The sequence below is a fragment of the Psychrobacillus sp. AK 1817 genome (assembly GCF_008807035.1).
Classification (GTDB): domain Bacteria; phylum Bacillota; class Bacilli; order Bacillales_A; family Planococcaceae; genus Psychrobacillus; species Psychrobacillus faecigallinarum.
The window spans coordinates 733253-753375 of the sequence record NZ_CP031739.1; the positions used below are offsets into that span (position 1 = coordinate 733253).

Below are 20123 nucleotides of genomic sequence, written 5' to 3' on the forward strand. Positions count from 1 at the left end.
ATGATATTGATGATGGATAACTGATTAAAAATTCTATCAGCTTCTCAAAAATCCTCACATTCACACAACGCTAATATCCCTAAAATAAAAATGGATCATGACTAATAGTCAAGATCCATCTTGTTGATATAAATTTATTCCACCAAAGTTTTGTTAGTGAATCATTGTGATATGAACTAATTTGTATCTTCCCTTATAAAATATTCGTGCTTTTCAAATCTTGTTCTACGTGATAAGATATGTGCCTGCTTTACTTTCGACAGGCCAAAAATCCATAAAAACAGCATAAACGGTACCATTAACAATATTTCTAACCCTGTGAAGGTTAGTATGCTATTATAAATTATGTGTAGAAACAATGGGGCAGCTAATGCATAAAAAACCTCATATTTTATTTTTTTGGTAGAAGTAAATTTAGCTCTTCCAATATAAAATCCCATGACAACCCCAAATAATGCATGACTCGAAACGGGAAGTAATGCTCTTAAAAAAGCTTCGTCCATTCCGAAGTTTAAGAGGTAAAGGATATTCTCTACCGTGGCAAATCCAAGAGAAACACTTGCTCCGTATAGAATTCCGTCATATGGATCATCAAAGTCAATGTGGTTGTATAAGGCTACCATTAAAATCAACCATTTAAAAAATTCCTCTAAAGCGCTTGTCACTAAAACATTGCGTAAAAATAGAGTATCAAACAAATGCTCCTCAGTTAGAACGTGCTGAATAAACATAATTGGAAATGTTAATATAGCACCATAAATAAAAGTATGTAACAAAAGTCTTGAAGGTTCTTTCGAAATTTCTTTTCGAAGATAGAAATAACTTAAAAGCGCAAGAGCCGGTGCTATTGCACAGGAAAGTAGTACGAACATTTTCTTACTCCTTCCACATTACTAATAATAGTATACAATAATTTCTAATCATTTTGTAAAAAAATTGGAGGTTATATAATTGAAAACAATTTTACTCATCCATACAGGCGGTACTATTTCTATGCAAGTAAATGTAGATACAGGTGCTGTGATGCCGTCCGAAAAAAATCCACTTATGGTGGAGGCAGAAAAACTAAAGGGCTTTGCAAATATTATAGAAACTGAAATCTTTAATCTCCCATCACCACATATTACCCCTTTTGAAATGTTACGACTTAAACAATTAATTGATCAATACATTCAAGAAGGAAATATTGATGGAGTAGTTATTACACACGGAACCGATACATTAGAGGAAACGGCCTATTTTTTAGATTTGACCATTGGAACCACTATTCCCATCGTACTTACTGGAGCTATGAGATCGGCAAACGAAATAGGATCGGATGGTTTATACAATTTAGTAGCTGCTATACAAGTAGCTTCATCAGATGATGCACAAGGTAAAGGCGTATTAGTAGTATTAAATGACGAAATACATACAGCCGAGAACGTAACGAAAACACATGCTAGCAATGTAAGTACATTTCAGAGTCCTCAGTATGGACCTATAGGATTTATCTCTAAGTCTATTGTGTATTTTCATCATTCACCTAATCATCAACCAATATTTCCGATTCAACAAATTAACAAAAGGGTTGCTCTGTTTAAGGTATATGCAGGAATGGAGCCTGATCTTCTTGAGGCATCGGTTAACTTAGGGTTTGATGGTATTGTTCTAGAGGGATTGGGTCAAGGTAATGTTCCACCAAGCTTAGTACCCGTTATCCATGATATTTTAGAAAAGAATATACCCATTGTTTTAGTGTCAAGATGCTTTAATGGCATTGCGCAGGACGTATATGGATATGTAGGTGGAGGAAAAGGATTGAAGGAGCGTGGGGTGATTTTCGCTCAAGGTCTAAACGGGCAAAAAGCTCGACTAGCTCTCCTGATCGCCTTAAACCATCTGAACCCTGAGCAAGCTCTACATAGTATATTTAGTAGACAAGAGAAATAGCTATAGTTTTTAACAAAAAGAAGAAAGCTATTTTGCTTTCTTCTTTTTGTTAAATAATATGTTCTTTTATTTATATACCTAAAACAGAGATAAAACTTGTTACTAAACTTTTTTTCTGTATCCATAATTGAAATTGAGTAATCATTGTAATAAGTTGCGCACTATTTGTATCATAGTTTTCCATAAATTCTTTTTCGGAATAAACAAATGGAAAACCCAATACTTCTTTCAAGCTAATTTTAATAGGTTTTTCAGTTAAAAATATTTTTAGTTGTTCTAATTCGAAAGAAATCACTTTCCACGTATCTATATCAATTTCATTGAATGCGTAATAATCAAATTCTTTACAGCACTTCTCGAAGACGGGCAGCATATAGCTAAAGTTCTCTTCTGTGAAATAAATAGAAGAAGTATTCCAGCATTCCCCTTTATATATATCAGGTAATATCTCTATATAACAAGTACCTTCCAGATTATGTACATCGGTAATAATTTCAATCATTTAGAAACTCCTTTATAGAAGACAGTTTTAACAGATGTTTGTTTATTCACATGCGCACTTTCTTACAAAGCTTTTCTCTTTATTTCTGTAGCAATTTGTTCTCCATGAAACCGACCGTTTTCTATAAAAATTTCATTTGCATTATTGCCCGCAGCGATTACTCCAGCTATAAAAATCCCCTCTACATTAGTCTCCATCGTATCCGGGTTGTGAAAGGGTTTACCGGAAGTGGCATCTATTGCTACACCCATCTTTTCTATAAATGAATGATCTGGATGATAACCTGTCATAGCGAAAACAAAGTCGTTTTCAATCGTAAATTCACCGTCGGGACCCTTTAAAGTTACACTATCATCATTTATAGCCATAACTTCCGTATTGAAGTGCATATTTACTTCATTATTACGTACACAGCCTTCAAATTCTGGTAGAACCCAAGGCTTAATACTTTGTGAATATTGCCCTTGACGGTACACTACTGTCACATGCGCGCCCGCCTTATTGAGTTCAAGTGCAGCATCGATAGCTGAGTTTTTGCCCCCTATCACCAAAACATTTTGGGCAAAGTAAGGGTGCCCTTCCTTAAAATAATGGAATACTTTTGGCAGTTTTTCTCCAGGAATACCCATATAATTTGGATGATCATAATATCCCGTAGCGATAATAACATTTTTCGCTTTATAAGAGCCCTTAGAAGTTGTAATGACAAAATGATTCGAAGCTTTTTCCACATTTTTTACATGCTCATATTTATTAACTTGAATATTTTTACGTTTTACTACTTCGCGATAATAAACCAAGGCTTGATTTCTTTTTGGTTTTCTTTCCTCTACGATAAACGGTACATTTCCAATGGCAAGCTTTTCACTGGTACTAAAGAAAGTTTGATGGGTTGGATAATTATATATCGCATTTACAATGTTACCCTTTTCTATAATGAGCGTTTTTAATCCTAACTCTTGTGTGGAAATTGCTGCAGAAATTCCACAAGGTCCTCCTCCAACTACTACTACATCAATAATTTGTTCCAAGTACAAAACTTCCTTTCTTACTTTTTACTAATCATTTACAACCTTTAAGAGTAATGATATGGCATTCTGGTTTAGCACCAAGGCGCAGCGGTACGCCTGTAGTACCAAACCCATTGCTTATTAACTCTGCTTTATTTTCCTTCAATCTAAAACTACCCTTTTCATATATCCCTAAAGGACCAATACGAATTTGACCGCCATGTAAATGTCCAGCCAACATTAATCGTGGGTTACTTATTTTTTGAGCCGCATGAAAGAATGCTGGTGCATGTGTTACAAAAATTAAGATATCCTCTTCTTTTACATCCTCGAAGGCTTCTGCTATATTTACTTTTCCGACAAAGCCATCATTAATACCTACTAATCGCAAGGAAGGATTTAGATTAGAAAGAACTACAGAACTATTGTTCAAAATATGAATATCAAGGGATTCGAACAAAGTTAATAAGTTACTTTCTCCGACTTCTCGGTCGTTATTACCATAAACATAAAAAACAGGGCCAAGCTTTTTTAATTGCTTTAAATTGAATTCTGTCCGATTCAATGGTACTCCTTTTTCCGTGAGGTCTCCACCAATAACTACTACATCCACCTTTCCGATAATACTGTGGATGAGTTCATCTTTAATTTTCCGACGGTGAATGTCAGATATAAAAAATATATGGAATTGCTCTCCTTTAGGTATTTCTTTTACACAGAGACTATGTTCTTTGACATTCGTTTGAAATGCTAAAAAGAGCATATATGTGAAAAGAAGCAAGCAAAATACCAAAACTGTTATTACTATATACAACATTAAATCCCCCCTAACCATTATAAAAAAGCACAAGCGCCTATATCTACCCCGAAAAGCAAATGGGGAAACACGAGAGGTATCAGCTATAGCTTCAGCATGACTATATTATCTTTCAAGCAAAAAGACAGGGATTTTATCCCTGTCCTTAAACCATTCGTTATATTGATTATATTACTCATCTTTATCAATATGTAACACTCGAAAACCTGACTTTTCTAAGTCTTGAATAATTCGATCTAATTTTTGCTCATTGTCAATTTTAAGAACTATTCGGCGCACTAGCTTGTCAGTTTCATCAAATGTTACTAGCGAAATTACAGAAGTGTGATACTTATGCAAAATGTCGGACATTTTCAGAATTCTTCCTTCAGATTCTACAGAAGTAAAGGCAATTCGAGTGCCCTTTGTATTCATACCAAATGCACTTTTAAACTGATGAATTGTGTCATAGCGTGTGACTATGCCTAAGAACTTCTCATCTTCTACTACTGCTAAAATTGGAAAATCATATAGCTTCATAAAAGCCTGTTCAAACACATCACTAGTTTGAACAAATGTATCTTCCCTTGTTACAACATCAGATACCTTTGTTTGTTTCAAAAAAGTATCTTTATCTGTGTTGCTATAAAAGAACGCCTTGTATAAAAGGTACTTGTTAAACATCCCCTTATACTTTCCATCCTCAATAATTGGTAATGCATCAATATCCTTTGCCTCTAGTTCATTTAAAGCGTCCAAAACTGAAGCATTGCCTTTAATAGTTAAGCATTTTTCCTTTGGTATCATTACACTTTTTACAAACATACAAACACCTCTTTCCAAAACGGTCTATACCTATATATTCTATAAAAAGTGAATTTATCCTTCCAACTTGTGATTATGGCAGAATTAATTTTTGTCCTTCATAAATTTCATTGGAAGCTAGTCCATTTGCAGCTTTTATCTTTTCGACTGCTTCTGGATTATTGTAGTAGTTCATCGCGATTCGATATAATGTTTCATTACCCTTAACTATATGAGTTTTCGCGTCTTTTTTTGGTTCTTGTACAGTTTCTTTTTTAGGCTGAGTTGGTGCTGGTGTTGCTGCCTCCTCCTTTTCTTTAGGTTCAACTGCCGGAGGGGCTGGAGTTGATTGAGGCACTTCTGTTGTATCTTCTGGCTTCTCTGCTTCTGAAGTTTGATTTTCTTCCGTTTCGTTTGCCTCTTCTTTTTCTTCCTCTTCTTCACTGCTGCTGTTCAAATTCGAAATTGGCTTAGTAACAACCTGTATGATTCCTTCGTCTTCAGTTGAGGCTTCGCTTTCTGGTTGATAAAAAAATTGTACATAAATCAAAACACTTGCAGGCAATAAGATAAATATAAAAAACAAGGATGGGATGAGTATATTCTTTTTCTTTTTCTTTTTACCTGGTGGATTTCTTCTACTTCTTCTCAATTCAGTTGCTTCACTCTCTACACCAATGGACTGTCTATGTTCGTCAATCTTTTTTTGATAATCATCTTTACTCATATTAGTCAAACTCCATTCTTCCACTTATCTACTACTATTATGACGAATTTTGTTGAAAATGTAAATGTTGTTAAGTATTATAGGATACTGCCTAATCTACTTTTCCAATCTAATACTGTAGCATGGATAAGGGGTTTATCGTGTAAATGAAATAACTCTTGAAGATTTAAAGAACATTTTGAACAGCAATTTAAAGGCTTGTCTATCAGCTTTTGATCGAAATAGGCAATTACCTGTTCCCTAATACAATTCTCATTTTGTAATAGCGTGTACAAGCTTTGAATTTCTATCCATTTTTTTTGTCGAATATTCTTAAACAGTTCTATAGTTTCCTCTGTTGACAATACCATTTTCCAATAATCTAAAATTCTTTCCGTTGTTTCAGATAACTGCACCTGATTTTCATTGGTCTGATATGCAAGGATAATATCCTGTTCGTCGGGAAAATCCTGCATCGCAACAAAATAAGCTTGTTCTACATCGGATAACATATAAAGAATGGAGGCAATGGACTGTTTTCCGTCTCTACCTGCCCGTCCAACCTCTTGCATATAATTGGCAACGGAGGTTGGTATATGATCATGTATAATTTGTCTAATATTATCCTTATGTATACCCATTCCAAAAGCATTCGTAGCACAAATCCAATCTAAATGGCCTTGTTGGAACTGTTGCTGAATGAGAATACGGTCATCTTGATCCATTTTAGAATGATAATAAGCGACTCTGATGCCCTTTTTTTGTAACTCTTCTGTATAAAATTCAGTTTTTTTCCTCGACTGACTATATAATATACCAGGTCCAGTAGTGCTAGTAATCCTATTTAATATCCATTCTACCTTTTCTTTTTGGCTCTCCACCTCATGTGCTTCGTAAGCAATATAAGGACGATCCAAGGAATGAATATATTCAAATGGCTGTTCCATTAACAAGGTAGTTTTTATATCTTTTACAACTTCCTTTGTGGCTGTAGCAGTTAAGGCTAGCACATTTGCCTTTCTTAACGATTTAAGCGACTCAGAGATCCTTAAATAATCAGGTCGGAAATCAAATCCCCACTGGGAAATACAATGCGCTTCATCAGCAACTATAAAAGCTAAATTTAAACTAGCTAACCTTCTTTGAAAACGCTCATTCTGTAACATTTCAGGTGATGTAAAAATAAATTTATAATTTTGTAAACCAGATAACGCCTTTTCTCTTTGCTCGAAGGATAAAAATGAATTGATGGCCACTACTCTTTTTTCTCCCATCATTTTTAACTGCTCTACCTGGTCCTGCATTAAAGAAAGCAAAGGGGATACTATTAGCACCGCTCCATTCTTTAAATATGCTGGTAGCTGGAACAGCAACGATTTACCCATCCCAGTGGGCAAAATAGCTACTACATCCTCTCCAGCTAGGACTTTTTCGATTATTTCCTTCTGTCCTTCTCTAAAATCTTTATATCCAAACCTTGTTTGAAGAATGTGTTGAAGTTCATCCATTTTCTTTCTCCCCTTTAGCTAAAGCCAGTCTAATTTGAAAATAGCTTAACTCAGGTATGTTCTCGCGAATTAACCTCAATTTTTTGGTTTGATGTTTATTGGAGAATTCTAGCACTTTTTTTATTTGGTCGTTCAATATAAATGATGTCAATGATAAACTTCGATCAGCTGCTGCTATTTCTATTAAGTGATCTTCGATTGTATTTGCTTTTAAAGATCTTAGGGCAGCGATATCTTGGATAGAGTAACCTTCCTTTAAAAGCTGTTCGGTCTTTAAAGCGGATTGTGTTAAAGGACTATGTACAAAAATCTCTTTTGTTAAACCTATTAAATCTGGATGACTTTCTTGATTGATGTTATCTAAGACAATATGCAACGCTTCTACAAATTGAAGCTTCATATCTATAATAGATTCTCCACACTCCAGTGCTAATTGCTCCCATGTGAGCCCACTAATGTGATAACCGCTCATTCGATAGACTAATAGTATACGATGTATTTCCTGTAACTCAGCAATTTGAAGTAAATGCTCTAACTGATTTTTAAAGTCCTTTTGAAATGTTGATGATTTATAGTCTCTCCCTCGTAAGTAATCTTTCACAAACTGGTGAACCGAATAATCTTTTTGATTGGGAATAAATCTAGTTTCATTTTTATTAAAATAAGATAGTGTTTGGACTACTAATTCTAATCTTGACCAGAACAATTTTTCGTTTCCCCTTAGCTCCCAGCCATTAAACAAAGGTTCTGTATATCCAGTTAACTGTTTTAAACCTTTATGACTAATCCTTAGTAGAGAATCTTCCTCTTCAATCCAGTTGTTTTGTTGGAGTTTAAACAACTGCTGCTTATATTCTTCTTGTGTTAACTTCGGATAAATAGAGAAAAAACGATGTAGATTAAAATAAGTGACATCTTGAATGGTTTGTCCAGATTTTTTCCCTTTTAATAAGTAAAAGGAAGCCATTGCTGACCGTTCCCCATTAAATTTTTGAATAATATTTAGTAATAGTTGGCTAAAATACAATTTAAATACCTCACAGTTTGAAAGTATTTTTGTTGAAAAGAAACGTAAACAGCTTTAGAATGAATAAGATAGCTAATTCTTATAAGTAGAATTAAAGGAGAGAATATACTAATGGCAAAATATACTATAGTAGATAAAGATACGTGTATCGCATGCGGAGCTTGCGGAGCAGCTGCTCCAGACATATATGACTATGACGATGAAGGTATTGCCTTTGTTATTTTAGATGATAACACGGGAACAACGGAAGTTCCAGAGGAACTGATGGAAGACATGGAGGATGCATTTGAAGGCTGCCCTACCGATTCCATTAAAGTTGCTGAAGAATCATTTGAAGGCGACGCTCTAAAATTTGAATAGTATATTAATGCCAAGAAGGATGACTAGCTCATTTTTCTTGGCTTTTTATATTTCTATAAACTTAAGTGGCAGGTTAATGCTATACCTACAAAAAAATAAAAACCGCAGACAAACTAGAAATTGTCTAGTTTGCCAGCAGTCATACATATCTTTAATTTATATTTGGAACTTTAAACGACTCGCTCACCTTGTCTAGTATAGGCTTCAATCGTTTAAATAGAACAACCATAACAATTGTAACTATAATACCTTTTATCAGATTAAACGGTAAAATACCGTAAATGATAGAATTAAATAAAGCTGTTCCTGTTTCCGCTGGGAAGTTTAAAAAGTACGAATACATTGGTAAGAAAACATAATAATTTAACAGGCTCATACCAAGAGCCATACAAACTGTCCCGACGCCTAAGCCGTAAGCAATCCCTTTAGAGGAAGAAACTTTACGATAAATGACATAAACAGGTGTCAAAAACAAAATACTAGTTGCGAAGTTAGCCATATGACCGACTGGAACGCCTGTGGGACTTCCTGAAAAGAACCAATCTAGTACGTTTTTCATGAAAGCTACAATGATTCCTGCAACTGGCCCCATTGTGATAGCAGCAATTAATGCTGGGATATCACTGAAGTCAATTTTCAAATAAGCTGGTAAAACTGGTAACGGAAATGCAAGCAGCATTAAAACGAAAGAAATACTACTTAGCATTGCGATTGCAATAAGCATTCGCGTCTTACTTTTTGCCATAAATCCTCTCTCCTTTTGCGATTCACTCCACAAGAAGAAAGGTTCAGTTCGTTATCAATACTCAAAAAATCCCTTAAGCAAATAAAGCTTAAAGGAGAAAAAGGTACACTTAAATAAGCGTATCCGTATAAGAGCATACGAAAAACGACTGCACCTTCACCTTCTCCCATCCAGACTATACTGTCGGCTTTGGAATTTAACCAAATCCTGCCTTTTACGGCTCGCGGGCTCAAGAAAAAACTCTTCTAATACCGCCGATCGGGAATTTCACCCTGCCCCGAAGATGAATCAATATTTTATTGTCATTCAAGACTATCTCGAATTACAATCATTTTATCAAACTATATTAATATATGCAATACAACTGTTTCGATTTAAGTATATTAACAGATGAACCTTTTTTATGAAATTAAAGTACAGTGTTTTTTTGTTCACCTTATATAATTGTAATAACTAACTCTTTCCGACTATAAAACTTGCCTGAACGGTCATAAATTTTTCTATCCGGTCATAAAACTCGTCCGAACGGTCATAAATTTTTCTATCCGGTTATAACTCTCGTCCGAACGGTCATAAATTTTTCTTTCCGGTCATAACTCTCGTCTGAACGGTCATAAATTTTTCTATCCGGTCATAAATCTCGTCCGAACGGTCGTAAATTTTTCTTTCCGGTCATAACTCTCGTCCGAACGGTCATAAATTTTTCTATCCGGTCATAAATCTCGTCCGAACGGTCATAAATTTTTCTATCCGGTTATAAAACTCGTCCGCACAGTCATAAATTTTTCTATCCGGTCATAACTCTCGTCCGAACGGTCATAAATTTTTCTATCCGGTCATAAAACTCGTCCGAACGGTCATAAATTTTTCTATCCGGTTATAAAACACTTTTTTCGAATAAAAAACCCAATAAAAAAATCGACCGACTAATTAGTAGGTCGATTCTTTATTATTCAGTGGTTCATCATGTACCCATTAGGGCCAATTGGGATTGGTAAAGTAGCTGTCAAATCAAATCGATCCCATTGCTTCTGTACAACATTTTCTAGACGAACTGTTTTATCGAAGCTTGCAGCTGTTAATGTAAAGGCTTCAATCATAAGAATAGAATCTTCATATTCCAATGTTGCCAAATCTAATGCTTCGTCAAATGTTATTACAACCGTGTTGCCTTCCTCTGATACCTCATAACTAACATCTTTCGGTACAACAGTCGTATAAAGATCATTTGCTGATTTTGGCATATCTTTAAAAGCATTCTCAAACTTAGCATCCTTTGGAACAAGGAATGTCAGTCCGCTATTCATTGTGTGTTTAAAATACATTCGTTCTTTGTTTCCGCTTGCCAATTCCTTTTTCCCTATTACTCCTACTTGGTCCCAATTGATAGCTGTGCCATCCTCACTTAATCGTTCTAGGAAGGAAAAGTCCTTAAAAATATGACGAATTGTATCAGTATACACTCCGGAAGTAGCTGAAGCAGCATCATAACCATGCCCTTTAGGTAAATAGTGTTGAAGCGTATCGCCATCTGAAACCAAATTACCTTGCAAGGGCAAATATTCCTCGAACCCTAGAGCAGATTCATCTATAGTGCTTGCATATTTTTCATATAACTGAAGACTATTTGGCAATCCGTCAGTAAAATCTTCGTTTATTTTATCCTTAGGTATAATTATTGTGATTGGGTAAGCTTCTGCCCCTTCTGTTACAGAAAAATGAAATGGAATTCCATCATTTAAATCATCTTCATATACAGTTCTAGCGTTGTTAAAGGCTTGAACGGGCACTAATTCACTTTCGACAGCTAAAGAATTGACTACATCATTTGAATTTTCTATAGCCGCATCTTCCTTGGCTTCCATTCCGCCCTCTGTTGTTTCTACCTCAGAGGCAGGAGCAACGTCCAACGTTCTCAACATGTCCGATTTGTCTGTAGCCTGTTGCTGGATTGCAGATTTTTCACTACTTGTGCCCAAGTATGAAGAAATTAAGAACGTTAACAACAAAACAGAAGCAACAGACACTAAAAGTGGCATCCATTTAGAAAACCATTTATTATTTCGTATGACTTTATTTAAATCGGAAGAATCCATTTCTAACTTCACTCGATTGTATACTTCATCCTTCGAACGATTATCTGTGAACTTGGGCATGTTGTGTAAGAGCTCATCTAACGCTTTATTCTTTTCTTCTTGATTACTCATGTAAAACATTACCCTCCTTTTGTTTATCAGATAATTTTTCTCGAAGTGATTTAATAGCTCTATGCTGAGTAGTCTTTACCTTACCTTCTGTCCAATTTAATACTTGTGCGGTTTCAGCAATGGACAGCTCTTGAAAATATCTCATAATGACTACCATTTTCTGATCTCCAGTACATGTATCTAAAGCTAGTAGCAAGGCTTTCATTTCATCATTTAAAACAGTAAAATCCTCCGGCAACATGTCTTTTGATGCAAGCTGTGTAGATTCCCAGTCAAAAGCATCAAACATTCTTTTCTTTCTAACGGAATGCTTTCGAAAATGATCAATAGCTACATTTTTTGCAATTGAAAATAACCATGTTTTCTCGGAGCTTTTTCCCTCAAATTTACTGTAAGCTCTTAGAACACGAACATAAACCTCCTGGACCAAGTCTTCCGCAGTTTGTCTATCTTTAACTAGATAGATCAAAAACTGAAAAACGTCTTGATGATAGGTATCATACAAGCGGTGGAAAACGGAGTCATTCATAATGCTCCCCCCGTTCTTTCAATTAGTCGTTTCATCTCCCGATTTGTTACATTAGCTTAATGGCAATTGAATAATAAATGTTGTGCCTACCCCGACTGTGCTTTCTGCTGATAGGTGACCTTCGTGTCTTTCGACTATATTTTTCGCAATAGCAAGGCCGAGGCCAGTGCCAGCTTTCCCTCTAGTTCTAGCTTTATCGGCTTTATAAAACCGCTCAAAAATATAAGGTAAATCCTCCGCAGGTATACCAAATCCAGTATCTGATACCTTTATAATGATTTGGTTTTTGGATTTCTCTAACAGTACGGAAACAGAGCCTTCTTCCGGAGTATGCCTTAAAGCATTATCAATTAAGTTCGTTAAAACCTGTTCCATACGATCTTCGTCTATCTCAATTTCGATTAATTCCTCAGAAGGTATATTGTGATCAAACTTTAAGCTAACATTACTTTCTTTCGCAGCTTGGTCAAATTTTTGGGTAATCCTTTCGATTACCGAAACAATTTCTGCTTTTTCTTTGTGTATGCTCAAATAACCTGATTCAAGTCTCGCTAAATCTAATAACTCTGTTACAAGTCTACCCATACGTTTAGATTCATCATAAATAACCCGAATCATTTCATTTTTGTCTTCTTCTGTCGTGACTATTTCATCGATAATGGCTTCACTGTATCCTTGCAGCATAGAAATAGGTGTTCTTAGCTCATGAGAAACATTAGCGATGAAATCTGAACGCATTTTGTCTAATCTATGTTGCTCAGTCATGTCGCGCAATACGACCACTGCCCCACGAACAGATTCATTGCTATAAAGAAGGCTGATCGACACAGAGAAGTATGATCCTCTTATTTCTAATTCCTCATCTAATTCTTCTTCTAAATGCAATACATGCTCTAGAAGATGCTGAAGTTCATCAGGTAAATCTGATTTGTTAGCAATGTCATTTTCTTCATGCCATTTATTTAACAGTTGGTCAGCCTGTGGATTACTTACCTGTACTTGAAATTCTTTGTTGAAAGTAATTACGGCATCTGTCATAGAAGTAAGAATACTTGAAAGCTGTTCCTTTTCCTGATTGATTACCTCCACATGATGCTTTAATTGCTTACCCATTCTGTTAAATGCAGAGCCAAGCTCCCCTATCTCGTCTCTTTGCGTATAAGGTACCTTCGTTTCAAAGTTTCCTTTAGCTAGCTCTAAAGCCGCCTCTCGCATCGATCGAAGGGGAGATGTGATTTTAGAAGAAAGGAAGAAAGTAAGCAAGGTTGTAAGTAACAGAGCTATAAATCCAGACAGAAATACAATTTTTGTCGTATTATTAGAGGTTTTATTTACAACTTCTAAGCTTTGATAAATAAAAACTGCTCCATGAACCTGTTCGTCAGCTTCTAGAGGAGATGCCAAAATTATATAGTTTTCCATTCGATTTTCTTCTGTCATGGATGGCATTAGCATTTTCTTAATAATTGTTTTATCCGAAGTATAAATCTTGGAAAGCTGCTCGTCTTCTAATATTTTATCATTGATAACTTCTTTATTGAGACCCTCTTGAACGGAGAGGAATACAGAATCTGCATTTCTTACAATTAATGTATTTGTTTCCGAGCCTAAAATATCACTAATAATGGAGAGGGAATTCTCTAGATTTTCATGCTGTTCTACAATTTTCCCTATAGTAGCAGCTTCTTGTCTAAGAATTTCTTCCGCTTGTTCTGTATGAAAGTCTTCTAAAAATTCTAGCATTAGGACTGTAACGATAAACAACACAAATAAGACGAGAAGCAATATGGTTCCCCATAGCTTCCCGACCACACTATTCCAAATCCTATTCATTTCCTACCTCGAATTTATAGCCAACTCCCCAAACAGTTACAATCATTTTCGCAGCTTTTTCAGAAACTCTATTTAATTTTTCACGTAATCTTTTTACGTGTGTATCTACTGTACGTAAATCTCCAAAGAAATCGTAATGCCAAACTTCTTTTAACAGCTGTTCCCGATCAAAAACTTTATCTGGCGCTTTAGCAAGGAAGTAAAGCAATTCATATTCTTTTGGAGTTAAGCTAACTTCTTCACCATCTGCAGTGACTCTATGTGCATCATGGTCAATGGTTAAATGAGGAAATACAACAATATCCTTAGAAATGGAAACTGTCTGTGATGGAGAAAATGCTGCTGATCTTTTCAGAAGTGCCTTTACTCTAAGAACAACCTCTCTTGGACTAAAAGGTTTTACAATATAATCGTCCGCTCCCAATTCAAAGCCTTCTACACGATTAGCTTCTTCGCCCTTAGCTGTTAAAAGAATAACTGGTGTGTCTTTATGTTCTCGAAGCTCTGTAATAACCTCTATACCATCTTTTTCAGGCATCATAATATCTAGGAGAATACAATTATATTCATTTTCTAAAGCGAGTAAAAGAGCAGCTTCTCCGTTTTCAGCTTCCTCTACCATATACCCTTCTCTTTCTAAATACATTTTCAACAAACGACGGATACGTTCTTCATCATCTACTACTAAAAGTTTTATCATTTCTGACATTTAAATATCATACCCTTCTATCTACATCTATTCTATATTGTACAATTACTTAACATAAAAGAAAAGAAAAGCTCTACATTCTGCTGAATGTAGAGCTTTTTGACACTACTTTTGACTTACTTATGCGTATGAGTGAAGACCCGCAATGATTAAGTTTACAGCAATAAGGTTAAACATAATGATGATAAAACCTATTAATGCCAACCATGCAGATTTTTCACCTTGCCATCCTTTTGTCAATCTTAAATGTAAGAATACCGCATAGAATAACCATGTGATAAGAGCCCAAACTTCTTTTGGATCCCAGCCCCAGAAACGAGACCAAGCTTCATGAGCCCATATCATTGCAAATATTAGAGCCCCTAATGTGAATACAGGAAAGCCAATTAATACAGAGCGATACCCGATTTCATCCATTAGTTGAGAATTAGCTTTTTTAGCTAATGGCTGTAAAACTGTAGCAATACGTTTACGTAAGATTAATCGAAGTAATCCATAAAGTACTGTACCGAATAGGACTGCCCATACAACAGTCGTTAACTTCTTACCATTAATTAAAGGTGGAACTTCAATTAGCGGTTCCATAGCCCCATCAGTAATAACCTCTGATTCATTCATACCAAATAGTGCTGGTAGGTTATATTCTATATCATGTGGATTTCCTTCTTTGTCTATATAAGAATATTCTGCTGAATAATCTACTGCAGAAAATGAAACAGTTGAAATAACGAAACCTAAAACTAAAACTAAAAGGTACATGGTTGCTTCTATCCAAAAACGTTGCTTAGACGGTTTTGTTAGGTCGATATTTTTTAGTAACCATATTAAACCCGCTACTGCACTGATTGCTAATATAGCTTCACCAAGTGCTGCTGTAATAACATGAATAGTTAACCAGTGACTTTTTAGAGCTGGGATTAATGGAGTGATATCCTTTGGGAACATGCTTGCATAGGCAATGATTAGCACTGCTATAGGCAATGCAAAAAGACCAAGAGCAGGAGTTTTATAGATAAAGTGAATAAGTATAAAAGCTCCTACTACGAGCATTCCGAATGCTGTAGTAAATTCAAATAAGTTACTTACTGGTGCATGTCCAGCAGCAATCCAACGGGTAATAAAATAACCCAAGTTAGCTACAAAACCAATAATCGTCACTATAATTGCTAAATTTCCCCATCGTTTATATGAATTTGTAGCTGCTGCACTTGAAGATTTGACTGCTCCACCAAATAAAAACGTAGCAACCAAATAAGCGACAAACGCTACAAACAATAAAGTCTCACTTACAGAAACCATTGTCATTTTATTTTACACCTTCCTCTGTTTCCTCTTTTTCTTGTTTTGCATCTAAATCTTGCTGATCTTCGTATGGTGGTATATTGGTTATCTTCGAAACCTCATCGATATCCTTCTTAACGCTCATCCAGTTTTTGTTCGTATGAGCAGCTACTACCATCTGTCCATCCTCTAAATATTGAAGCCAAATACGTCTATGGTTCCAATAAGACCCTTGTGCAACACCAATCATAAAGATAAGTCCACCAAGCATTAGAATAGGAAGTGTTAAATCTTTGCGAATTGTAAGACCTGACATATCTCTAGTTTCTACACTTTCAAATTTAACTTTATATTCTGTTTCCCCTAAAGGTTCTAATGTATTTTGAATCATGACAAAACTAGTTTCACCTTTTGGATATTCCGGGCTGTACATTTTCACTAAAAATGCAGGATTCTTAGGCTCAGGAGTCTCTGATTGAGGTTCACCATCTACAAAACCAGAAAAATTAGCGTAGTAGTCTACGATTTCTACCTTATAACCATCATTTAACTCGTACATACTTTGTGGATTTGATAACTCCACCGTAAACTGACCATGATCAGTACCAGTAGCTTTGTCCTCCAAATGGAAAGTCATAGACTTTAATTCATTAAGACGGAAATCCATCTGGAACACAGAGAAATTATCAAATTTCAAAGGTTCATTAACCTGGATGGACTCTTCCTTCACTAACTTTAAGTCTTCGGGATGACCAGCGACTGCATCATCTGGCCCTTTATATAAAGCTACATCCGTTTGATAATTTTTAGCAATCGATCCCACTCTATCAAGTGCTTCACCAAAAACTTCTTCTGACTCTTCTTTTGTATATGTTTCATAGATGAAATCCTTACTCTCTAAGAAATAACCATCTGTTTGTGGTATGTAAAGAGTTTCTCCTTCTCTTATCCACATAGTTTCATCTACATAAAACCCTGGGATTGCACGTAGCATAACACCAAACAGGAAAAGTATTAAACCTAAATGGTTTACGTAAGGCCCCCATCTGGAAAAACGACCTTTTTCTGCAAGAATTGCATTTCCTTCTCGTTTAACCTTATACTTCATTGACTTAAGCTTTTCTTCCGCCTTCTCAAGAGATTCGACAGGAGCTTCTACTTCTGCTGCGCCGAATACACGCTGACGTTTCAAAAAGCTAATATGTCTTTTTGTTTTTTGTTTTTTAAGAGATTTGTAAAGTGGTATTACTCTATCCAAACTTGCAATGACTAAAGAAATACCTAGCATTCCCACTAGCGTTTGGAACCACCAGGAGCTATAAAGATCAGAAAGTCCTAATTCATAATATAATGTTCCAAACCATCCATACACTCTCTCATAATACGCTGCAATATCTTCTTCTCTCGTTGCAGGAACATAAAAAACCTGTGGCAGAATAGTTCCTATAGCGGCAGCTATTAGGATAGCAACGATAATCCACATTCCGACTTTTACACTAGAGAAGAAATTCCAGATTTTATCAATTATTGTTTTGTTATAGGTTTGAGAACGTCTTGCAGACCCTTCATATCTCATATCAACAATCTTTTGTTCTCTCGATTGTTGACTTAAAGGGCGTCCACAGCTTTCACAAAGCTCTGTACCTGCAGGGTTGACGTGCCCACATTTACAAACTATCTTGTCCATCTAAAAGACTCCTTTAGGAAGGTTTGATTTGTTCCATGAAATTTGCAATATCTTGCTCGGTCATCTCACCTTTAATAATCTTTTCTATCTTACCTTCCGGGCTAATCAAAAAGGTTGTTGGTAGCGGATCAATATTATAGGAATCCAACAAGCTTTTGTTTTGATCGATTGCAATAGGAAATGTTAAGCCATAACGGTTAGCAAAACGATTTACCTTTAAATCCGATTCTCCAACATTAATAGCTAGAGTCTGAACACCTTGATCTTTGTAGACATTGTACTGATTGTCCATTGCAGGCATTTCCTTTGCACAAGGTTTACACCAAGTTCCCCAGAAATTTAAAAAGATGCCTTGTCCTTTGTAATCGGAAAGCTTATGCTGTTCTCCATTCGTGTCTACCACATGGAAATCCGGTGCTTTATCGCCGACTTGTAAAACTGCATTTTTTTCTTTAGTCACGTTAGAGAAAATTGTAAATACAATTGCTAGTGTAAGTACTACTAAAATAACTGCTCTTATGTAAAAACGTTTTTGTTTGGATTGAGCCAAATTTATTTCCTCCATTCCATGCATTGCCGACAATATTATATCAAAATTAATGTCCAAATTGAGAAGGACATATGAAGGCTTTGTGAACTTTTCATTGTTATTTACCTATTTTACCTGTTTCAGCAAGAACTCTGAGCTGTTTTACCTCATGAGTTGTTAGTTCTCTCCACTCCCCTGCATTTAAGCCATGCAAAGTTAGAAAGCCAAATCGTTCTCTTTTTAGTTTTTGCACAGGAAAACCAATTGCATCGAACATGCGTCGTACTTGACGATTTTTTCCTTCATGGATAGTGATTTCTACAATCGACTTATTCGTTTTCTTTTCAGAAGACAAAAGCTTTACCCTTGCCGGTGCGGTCTTGCCGTCTTCTAAGACAACTCCACGCTCAAGAGGTCTTAATTGTTCCTTAAGTGGTATTCCTTTAAGTCTCGCCACATAGGTTTTGTCCACTTTAAATTTAGGGTGGGTCAACGCATACGAGAAATCTCCGTCATTTGTTAAAAGTAGTACTCCTGACGTTTCGTAATCTAATCTTCCTACTGGATATAGGCGTTCTGTAACATGAGGCAATAAATCCGTCACGGTTTTCCTACCTTTGTCATCCGTTACTGCAGAAATAACTCCTCTTGGCTTATAAAGTAAGTAGTATTTTTTTTGTTCCTTCTCTAACTTTACTCCTTCAACCTCCACCGTATCAGAGTCAGAAACTTTTGTACCTAATTCCTTCACTACTTTACCGTTTACTTTTACTTTTCCTTCCAAAATTAACTCTTCAGCTTTTCTTCTAGAAGCAACACCTGCGTGTGCTAATACTTTTTGTAATCTTTCCAAGTAATTCACCTCGTCCATTCTTTCCATACATGAGTGAATTATGTCACACTTTTACATAAAATAAAAGAAGACAGTCTTTTGGAAAAACTGTCTTCTCAAAATTATTTGACTTTCTTCACATTAAATTCTAGTGCAACATCTTTATCAATCATTACTTTCCACAAATAAGGCTTTTTCTCGTTGTTATTACGAGGAATAATTAGAACATTATTCAACTGATCCTGTTCCTCTTTATTCAACAATAAATAATAGTCTTTTTTTACTTCTATCACGTCTTTTTGAAATAGCTGATATTTCCCTTTTTCCACTACCTTAACATTCTCATAGTTTTGAAAGACTTGCTCAGCCAAGGAGACATGAGTATTCCAATCATTCGAGTGGTTCAATGTCACTACTATAACTTCCTTATCCTTATCTTTTAAATAAGTGACAAGGGTTCTTCCTGCTCTCTTCGTATAGCCAGTTTTTCCGGCAACGGTGTACTCGTTGAAGTGTATTAGTTTGTGCTTATTTCTCCATTTGATCGAACGTTCCTCTGGCACAAAATTTTTGGCGGAGGAGATTTTTTTAAAGTCTTCATTTTGGAGTGCTAAACGGAACATATTAGCCATGTCATGTGCAGAAGCGTAATGATCGTCATTGTGTAAACCTGACGGATTCGTAAAGTGAGAATGATCTAACCCTGCTAATTCAAACTTCTCGTTCATCAGCTTAACGAAACCTTCTAATGACCCTCCTGTATGCTCTGCTAAAGCGTATGCAGCATCATTTCCTGATTGAAGCATAAGACCATGCAGTAAGGAGTTAACTGTCCAGACCTCACCAGGCTGTAAATAGAGCGAGGAACCCTCCTGGGCAGCAGCAACAGAAGAAATTGTGATCTCTTCATCAAGTGTGGCATTATCCAACACAGTCAAAGCCGTCCAAACCTTTGTAAGACTTGCAATAGGCAACTCTACATCCGCATTACTTCCAAGCAATAGTCTTCCTGTCTTAGCATCAATAACAGCATAGGAGGATGAGGTTGCATGGGCATTACTAATATTTATTAAAAGAAAAAACAAAACTAGTATAAACGCTTTTTTGTAAATGGAAAATACTCCTT

At 35.8% G+C, this 20123-nt stretch carries 19 protein-coding genes, 1 pseudogene and 1 riboswitch; of the genes and pseudogenes, 2 read left to right on the forward strand and 18 right to left on the reverse strand.

Annotated features, from left to right (window positions below; genetic code table 11):
• Positions 1 to 176 precede the first annotated feature (176 nt).
• Positions 177 to 872 (reverse strand): glutamic-type intramembrane protease PrsW, encoded by a 696-nt coding sequence (gene prsW / locus D0S48_RS03760; RefSeq protein ID WP_144536926.1) that lies wholly within the window; start codon positions 870 to 872, stop codon positions 177 to 179.
• A 79-nt stretch (positions 873 to 951) separates the two neighbouring features.
• Here prsW and D0S48_RS03765 point away from each other — a divergent pair, with 79 nt between their 5' ends.
• Positions 952 to 1932: an asparaginase gene (locus tag D0S48_RS03765; protein WP_144536928.1), complete on the forward strand. Its 981-nt coding sequence runs from the start codon at positions 952 to 954 to the stop codon at positions 1930 to 1932.
• 70 nt (positions 1933 to 2002) lie between these two features.
• Here the strand turns inward: D0S48_RS03765 and D0S48_RS03770 are convergent, their stop codons facing one another.
• The 7 genes from D0S48_RS03770 to D0S48_RS03800 all read right to left on the reverse strand — a co-directional run bounded on the left by D0S48_RS03770 (position 2003) and on the right by D0S48_RS03800 (position 8285).
• Positions 2003 to 2434, reverse strand: coding sequence for a hypothetical protein (locus D0S48_RS03770; protein ID WP_144536930.1), 432 nt, complete (start codon positions 2432 to 2434; stop codon positions 2003 to 2005).
• Between the two features lie 62 nt (positions 2435 to 2496).
• On the reverse strand, positions 2497 to 3465 hold the full coding sequence (locus tag D0S48_RS03775; protein WP_144536932.1) for a YpdA family putative bacillithiol disulfide reductase: 969 nt from the start codon (positions 3463 to 3465) through the stop codon (positions 2497 to 2499).
• 31 nt (positions 3466 to 3496) lie between these two features.
• Entirely contained in the window at positions 3497 to 4261 is a 765-nt protein-coding gene (locus tag D0S48_RS03780; protein ID WP_191963865.1) for a metallophosphoesterase, read from the reverse strand.
• 171 nt (positions 4262 to 4432) lie between these two features.
• Positions 4433 to 5065 (reverse strand): CBS domain-containing protein, encoded by a 633-nt coding sequence (locus D0S48_RS03785; protein WP_144536936.1) that lies wholly within the window; start codon positions 5063 to 5065, stop codon positions 4433 to 4435.
• Between the two features lie 73 nt (positions 5066 to 5138).
• Positions 5139 to 5771, reverse strand: coding sequence for a LysM peptidoglycan-binding domain-containing protein (locus D0S48_RS03790; protein WP_151110185.1), 633 nt, complete (start codon positions 5769 to 5771; stop codon positions 5139 to 5141).
• 77 nt (positions 5772 to 5848) lie between these two features.
• On the reverse strand, positions 5849 to 7258 hold the full coding sequence (locus D0S48_RS03795) for a RecQ family ATP-dependent DNA helicase (RefSeq protein ID WP_151110187.1): 1410 nt from the start codon (positions 7256 to 7258) through the stop codon (positions 5849 to 5851).
• Complete coding sequence (locus D0S48_RS03800) at positions 7251 to 8285, reverse strand: YpbB family protein (protein WP_151110189.1); 1035 nt, start codon at positions 8283 to 8285, stop codon at positions 7251 to 7253. Before D0S48_RS03800 ends, D0S48_RS03795 begins: the two co-directional genes overlap by 8 nt.
• Positions 8286 to 8396: 111 nt before the next feature.
• Here D0S48_RS03800 and D0S48_RS03805 point away from each other — a divergent pair, with 111 nt between their 5' ends.
• Positions 8397 to 8645, forward strand: a complete 249-nt coding sequence (locus tag D0S48_RS03805; protein ID WP_144536944.1) for a ferredoxin — start codon at positions 8397 to 8399, stop codon at positions 8643 to 8645.
• Between the two features lie 151 nt (positions 8646 to 8796).
• Here the strand turns inward: D0S48_RS03805 and D0S48_RS03810 are convergent, their stop codons facing one another.
• From D0S48_RS03810 to D0S48_RS03855, 10 genes and pseudogenes are all read right to left on the reverse strand, one after another.
• The gene (locus D0S48_RS03810; RefSeq protein ID WP_144536946.1) at positions 8797 to 9390 is read right to left on the reverse strand and encodes an ECF transporter S component; all 594 of its coding nucleotides are present in this window, start codon (positions 9388 to 9390) and stop codon (positions 8797 to 8799) included.
• A gap of 154 nt (positions 9391 to 9544) precedes the next feature.
• Positions 9545 to 9679, reverse strand: a riboswitch (FMN riboswitch).
• A 664-nt stretch (positions 9680 to 10343) separates the two neighbouring features.
• Positions 10344 to 11597, reverse strand: a complete 1254-nt coding sequence (locus D0S48_RS03815; RefSeq protein WP_151110191.1) for a hypothetical protein — start codon at positions 11595 to 11597, stop codon at positions 10344 to 10346.
• Positions 11590 to 12132: pseudogene (gene sigX, locus D0S48_RS03820) on the reverse strand (RNA polymerase sigma factor SigX); the annotation flags it as partial. The gene D0S48_RS03815 and the pseudogene sigX, both read right to left, overlap by 8 nt.
• A 45-nt stretch (positions 12133 to 12177) precedes the next feature.
• Positions 12178 to 13959, reverse strand: coding sequence for an ATP-binding protein (locus D0S48_RS03825; protein WP_151110193.1), 1782 nt, complete (start codon positions 13957 to 13959; stop codon positions 12178 to 12180).
• Positions 13952 to 14668, reverse strand: coding sequence for a response regulator transcription factor (locus D0S48_RS03830; RefSeq protein ID WP_144536954.1), 717 nt, complete (start codon positions 14666 to 14668; stop codon positions 13952 to 13954). Before D0S48_RS03830 ends, D0S48_RS03825 begins: the two co-directional genes overlap by 8 nt.
• 120 nt (positions 14669 to 14788) lie before the next feature.
• Positions 14789 to 15973 (reverse strand): c-type cytochrome biogenesis protein CcsB, encoded by a 1185-nt coding sequence (gene ccsB / locus D0S48_RS03835; RefSeq protein ID WP_151110195.1) that lies wholly within the window; start codon positions 15971 to 15973, stop codon positions 14789 to 14791.
• A gap of 1 nt (position 15974) precedes the next feature.
• Positions 15975 to 17636, reverse strand: a complete 1662-nt coding sequence (locus D0S48_RS03840; protein WP_151110197.1) for a cytochrome c biogenesis protein ResB — start codon at positions 17634 to 17636, stop codon at positions 15975 to 15977.
• Between the two features lie 13 nt (positions 17637 to 17649).
• Positions 17650 to 18186, reverse strand: a complete 537-nt coding sequence (gene resA / locus D0S48_RS03845; RefSeq protein ID WP_305076191.1) for a thiol-disulfide oxidoreductase ResA — start codon at positions 18184 to 18186, stop codon at positions 17650 to 17652.
• A 97-nt stretch (positions 18187 to 18283) separates the two neighbouring features.
• Complete coding sequence (locus D0S48_RS03850) at positions 18284 to 19018, reverse strand: pseudouridine synthase (RefSeq protein WP_144536961.1); 735 nt, start codon at positions 19016 to 19018, stop codon at positions 18284 to 18286.
• A 101-nt stretch (positions 19019 to 19119) separates the two neighbouring features.
• A complete protein-coding gene (locus D0S48_RS03855) occupies positions 19120 to 20082 on the reverse strand; it encodes a D-alanyl-D-alanine carboxypeptidase family protein (protein WP_191963866.1) in 963 nt (320 codons plus the stop codon).
• Positions 20083 to 20123 lie beyond the last annotated feature (41 nt).